The sequence below is a fragment of the Polynucleobacter sp. 39-46-10 genome, from assembly GCF_002282275.1.
On record NZ_NCJB01000554.1, the window covers coordinates 1 to 1,043 of the forward strand.

Consider the following 1,043-nt stretch of genomic DNA (forward strand, 5'->3'; position numbering starts at 1 on the left):
ATTTTGCAAGATTAAATCCCGCCCTCAGTAAAGCTCCGAGACCAGCACCACAGAAGATTGCAAGAATAGATAGCCACATGGTAATTATTTATTGAATTGAAAAAGTAAGCATACCGATGGAACCCATTTCCACTCCATCCACCAATACTTTAGGCGCCTCATCGCGTTCTTGCAAAGCAAGGATATACAAGGCAGGCCAATAATGTTCCGGAGTCGGAATAGACAAATGAGCAGAGTCACCAAATTGCTCCCAATGAATCAAAGTCTCATGGTGATCAACCTTCATCTCTGAAACAAAGAAATCATTGAACTCTCTAGCCCATGGATAGGGTGTTACACCCTCCCCCCAATCAATCGTTCGTAAGTTATGCACAACGTTGCCACTCGCCAAAATCAGAATATTCTCATCACGTAAAGGACGTAACTTCTTGGCAAGTTCGTAGTGCTCATCCGCAGACATTGCGCCATCTAGACTCAACTGAACTACAGGAACATCAGCATCGGGATAAAGGTATTTGAGGACAGACCAGGCACCATGATCAATACCCCATTCATTCTCTTCAAGAACAACAGGAACATCTAGCAGCTCTTTCACTCGATCAGCTAATGCGGGACTACCAGGCGCTGGATATTGAATATCAAACAAGGCTTGCGGAAATCCACCAAAGTCATGAATTGTTTCGGGTTTAGGCATTGCGGTAACCCATACTCCCCGGGTTACCCAATGTGCCGAGATGACTAGGATGGCATCTGGACGTTTAAGCGATTTACCAAGACTGGCCCATGCCGCTGTGTAGCGATTGGGCTCAATGGCGTACATCGGACTGCCATGGCCTGCAAATACTGCAGGTTGGCGATGGCTAGTCATTAATACGGATTAGCCGAATACGTAACCAGTATGAGCTGCAACTAAAGCAAACAAAATAGCCAAGCTAGTAGCGGCTGCCAACATCACGATCAAGGTGATGATTTTCTTATTGACTTCTTCTTTCGACTCTTTATGCCATTCGTTCATGCTAAATCCTCATTAAACACATTAAATA

The 1,043-nt window shown here is 44.8% G+C and carries 2 protein-coding genes; both read right to left on the minus strand.

Annotated elements, in window-relative coordinates; translation table 11 throughout:
- Positions 1 to 88: 88 nt before the first annotated feature.
- Positions 89 to 868, minus strand: coding sequence for a 4,5-DOPA dioxygenase extradiol (gene ygiD / locus B7X71_RS17675; protein ID WP_293601703.1), 780 nt, complete (start codon positions 866 to 868; stop codon positions 89 to 91).
- A gap of 9 nt (positions 869 to 877) precedes the next feature.
- Positions 878 to 1,015 carry a hypothetical protein gene (locus B7X71_RS17680; protein ID WP_170217005.1) on the minus strand — a complete coding sequence of 46 codons (138 nt, stop codon included), beginning with the start codon at positions 1,013 to 1,015 and terminating at the stop codon, positions 878 to 880.
- Between the last annotated feature and the right edge of the window lie 28 nt (positions 1,016 to 1,043).

Excerpts from the sequence above, each read along its gene's own strand:
- B7X71_RS17680 (WP_170217005.1), bottom strand. The coding sequence starts at position 1,015 with ATGAACGAATGGCATAAAGAGTCGAAAGAAGAAGTCAATAAGAAAATC.
- ygiD (WP_293601703.1), bottom strand. The coding sequence starts at position 868 with ATGACTAGCCATCGCCAACCTGCAGTATTTGCAGGCCATGGCAGTCCG.